1 protein-coding gene is annotated in these 4,097 nt (G+C 64.2%); it reads left to right on the top strand.

The genetic code is table 11. The annotated features are described in order from the left end of the window. Positions 1–4,097 (top strand): class I SAM-dependent DNA methyltransferase (locus RWR81_RS12785; RefSeq protein WP_314458100.1); only part of this gene is annotated, 4,097 nt, incomplete at both ends.

Here is a 4,097-nt window from a genome sequence, read left to right as displayed (position 1 = left end):
TTCGCCCTGGTCCTGGCGGGCCAGTGGGCGCTGGTGGCGGAGCGGGAGCGGTGGCCGGAGGGCCGCTGGCTGGCGGTCAACGTGCAGCTCGTCGTCGAGCGTCATGAGGCCACGCGCGGCGGCGAGGTGGAACGGGCCCTGACCTGCCTGGAGGCCCGCTCCCTGCTGCCGACGGCGGAGGGCGAGACGTGGTGGGCGGCCACCTTGGAGGACTCGGCGGCCCACACGGTGGGGGTCTCGAAGGACCTGCGTGAGGGCGTGCGCTCCTCGATTGAGATCCTTGCGAATGAGGTGGTGCGCCGTCGCGCCGCGCGGGGGCTGGAGCCGCTGCCCCAGGAGCGAGCGCAGGAGCTGGCCCTGCAGTCGCTGCGCTACATCTACCGGATCATCTTCCTGCTGTATGCGGAGGCGAGCCCCGAGCTGGGGGTCCTGCCGGTGGGCGCCACCGAGTACGACGCCGGCTACGGCCTGGATCGTCTGCGCGACCTGGCCTTGAGGGAGCTGCATGAGGAGTCGGCCCAGGCGGGCACGCACATTTACGAGTCCTTGGACCGCCTGTTCCACCTGGTGGATGAGGGCCACAACGAGCAGGTGCCGGCCGCGCAGGAGGGCAGCTTCGATGGCCTGGTCTTCCGGCCGATGCGCGCCGACCTTTTCCGCCCGGTGGCAACCGACCTCATTGACGAAGTGGGCCTGGGCAACGGGGCGCTGCTGCGGGTGCTGCGCCACCTGCTGCTGACTAAGGAGAACAGCAAGAGCGGCCGTGGCTTCATCTCCTATGTGGAGCTGGGCATCAACCAGCTGGGTGCCGTCTACGAGGGGCTCATGAGCTACTCGGGCTCCTTCGCCACCGAGCGCCTGTGGGAGGTGGCGCCGAGCGGGGACGCCTCGAAGGGCTCCTGGGTGGTGCACGAGGACGTCATGAAGGGCCTGGAGGAGAAGGACTTTGTGACGGTGGAGGACGAGGTGACGGGCGAGCCCCGCAACGTCACCTATGAGAAGGGCCAGTTCGTCTACCGGCTTTCCGGCCGGGACCGGCAGCGCTCGGCTTCCTTCTACACCCCGGAGGTGCTGACGCGATTCACGGTGCAGCAGGCGCTGGCCGAGCTGCTGGATCAGGACGGGCGGACGACGAGCGCGGAGGAGATCCTGCACCTGACGGTGTGTGAGCCGGCGCTGGGTTCGGGAGCCTTCGCCATTGAGGCGGTGCGCCAGCTGGCGGAGCAGTACCTCTCGCGGCGCGAGCGCGAGCTGGGCCGGCGCGTGGATCCTGAGGAGCGGCCCCGGGAGCTGGCGAAGGTGAAGGCGTATCTCGCTCTGCACCAGGTCTACGGGGTGGACCTCAATGCGACGGCGGTGGAGCTGGCGGAGGTGTCCCTGTGGCTGGACACGATGGTAGAGGGGCTGGCGGCCCCATGGTTCGGGCTGCGGCTGCGGCGCGGTAACTCGCTGGTGGGGGCGCGCCGAGCCCTGTACTCGACCTCCCAGCTGAAGAAGAGGGCTTGGCTGTCGGCCGCTCCGGTGGCCGAGCCGCTGAGCCAGGTGGCGGCCGTGCTCGACGACGCCGATGCCGCCTCCCGGCACCGGATCGGCGGGGCGCTGGACGTCTCCGGGAGCATTCATCATTTCCTCCTACCGGCCAAGGGCTGGGGCAGCGCGGTGGAGGTTCCCAAGCAGGTGCGAGACCTGGTCAATGCCGAGCAGCTTAAGGCCCTCAAGACCTGGCGCAAGGACATCACAAAGACACTGAGCACCACCCAGTCCTTGCGGCTGACGGCCTTGGCCCGGCGCGTGGAGGTGCTGTGGGAGATGACCCTGCGGCGCCTGCGGGTGGCGGAGGCCGAGGCCTCTCGGCGCATCGACCTGTGGGGCCGCGAGGCGCAGGAGGGCTCCGGTTCAACGGTGTCCCGTGAGGACATCGAGGCCTACCTGGCGGCGCCGGGTTCGGCGTACCGGCGGCTGCGGCTGGTCATGGATGCGTGGTGCGCCCTGTGGTTCTGGCCGTTAACCACGGATGTGACCCCGCCGAGCCTCGATGAGTGGCTGGATGCCTTGGAGGGGTTGCTGGGTAAGCAGGTCAAGGACGCCAAAGGCACCGATGGGACCCTGGTGGATGCTTCCTCCTGGGCGGAGCTGGAGACCATGGAGGAGGTTGAGCTCGGTCTCGCCGGAGCCCGCACAGTGCAGTCGGTCATTGACGAGCACGAGTGGCTCACCGTGGTCCAGGAGGTGGCGAAAGCACAGGGTTTCTTCCACTGGGAGCTGGACTTTGCCACCGTCTTCGCCCGCGGAGGCTTCGACCTCCAGGTGGGGAACCCTCCGTGGGTGAGGCCCGACGTCTCGGTTGAGACCCTTCTGGCCGACGGCGATCCCTGGTGGATGCTCACGAAGAAGCCGTCGCTTGCGGACCGGCAGGAGCGCCTGCCGCAGACTCTGGCACGTCCTGGTGTCCTCGCCACAGTGCTCGACGGAGCCGCCGAGACCGAAGTTCTCGCTGAGTTCATCAGCGACCAGACCGTCTACCCGATCATGGAAGGCCGCCCCGACCTTTACCGGGCCTTCATGTGCAAGGTGTGGGAGCACCAGAACGAGCACGGCATCTCGTCGCTTATCCACATGGACACACATTTCACTGACACAAAAACCCCGGAACTTCGCGCCATCACATACGAACACCTGCGGCGGCACTGGCGATTCATTAATGAACTCCGACTCTTTGACATTGAAGATCACAAGCACTACGGAGTTCACGTATATGGAAGACCTCGCCCTCCACGATTCCTTCATGCGGTAGCCTTGTATCACCCAGATACAGTCGTGCGCTCCCTACTGCACAATGGCAACGGCGAGGAACCAGGCTTCAAAGACCCACACACCGGAACCTGGGACTTACGGCCGCACGCAGCCCGCATCGAATCCATTGATGAAGCAGCACTGAAGACCTGGCAATCAGTAACGGACTCTGACGACTGGCGTTCCACACCGATGATCTCGACCGTGAACTCAGCAGCTTCTCGCACATTGGCCATGCTTGCAAGCCAACCACGCATCGGTGGCATCGGTCTCCAGTTCTCACTCGGTTGGGATGAAGGAGCAGCATTCACCGATGGAAGGTTCACAAAATCATGGGGCCCCGCATCCTGGGAAGACACCATTCTTCAAGGCCCGCACCTTCACGTCTCAACCCCACTGTACAAGCAGCCCAACGAGTCCATGAAACACAACCAGGACTGGACCTCCACAGACCTGGAAGCGCTTGCCCCGAGCGCACAGCCCACTACCCAGTACAAACCGTCAGGTGACCGCCCCACCTACGATCGCCTCTACACTCACTGGGATAAATCTCCCGCCCGCGACCACTATCGCATTGCCTGGCGTTCCATGGTACCCACAACCGGCGAGCGGACTCTTACACCAGCCATGATCCCTCCTGGCGCAGCCCATGTAGGAACAGTAAACTCGGCAGCATGTCCAGATAGCCTTGCTCATCTTCTTTCAACCATGAGCACTGCAACGACCCTATGCTCCGATTTCTTACTTAGATCATACGGGCGCAACCACATTTATCCCCGTGATTTCATACTCCTACCCGCAATCTCCATTAACCACCCTCTCGTAAAACGTACCGCAGTTCGAACACTCCGTCTTAACTGCGTCACTGAAGCCTACGCGAAACTGTGGGCCGATTGTTGGGATGATTCGTTTGCGAGTGATGCACCAATTCTTGAGCGTTATGACGAGCGTCCGATTGGTCCGGAGTGGACGGCGGATACGCCGTTGCGTCGGGCGGAGGATCGTCGTAATGCGCAGGCGGAGATCGATGTCATGGTGGCAATGATGCTGGGCGTGCCGATCGAGGACTTGTGCACGATTTACCGCACCCAGTTCGCGGTGTTGTACGACTACGACCATGGCCGCGGCCAGGGCGCCTACGTCTATGACGCGAATGGCCGCCAGTTGCCGACTCCTGTCCGCCAGGCCTGGGAGAAGCGCCAGCGTCCTACCTCCAACGAGGACATGCCACTATCGGAGCGCACTCACACCCACCCAGGCTCTGGCGTCTCCTACATCTACGACCTCCCCTTCCGCATCCGCGA

This window comes from uncultured Actinomyces sp. (assembly GCF_963526355.1).
In the GTDB taxonomy this organism is placed as follows: Bacteria; Actinomycetota; Actinomycetes; order Actinomycetales; family Actinomycetaceae; genus Actinomyces.
Note: the sequence above shows the minus strand (reverse complement) of the source record. Positions and strands in the feature narration are given on the sequence as shown.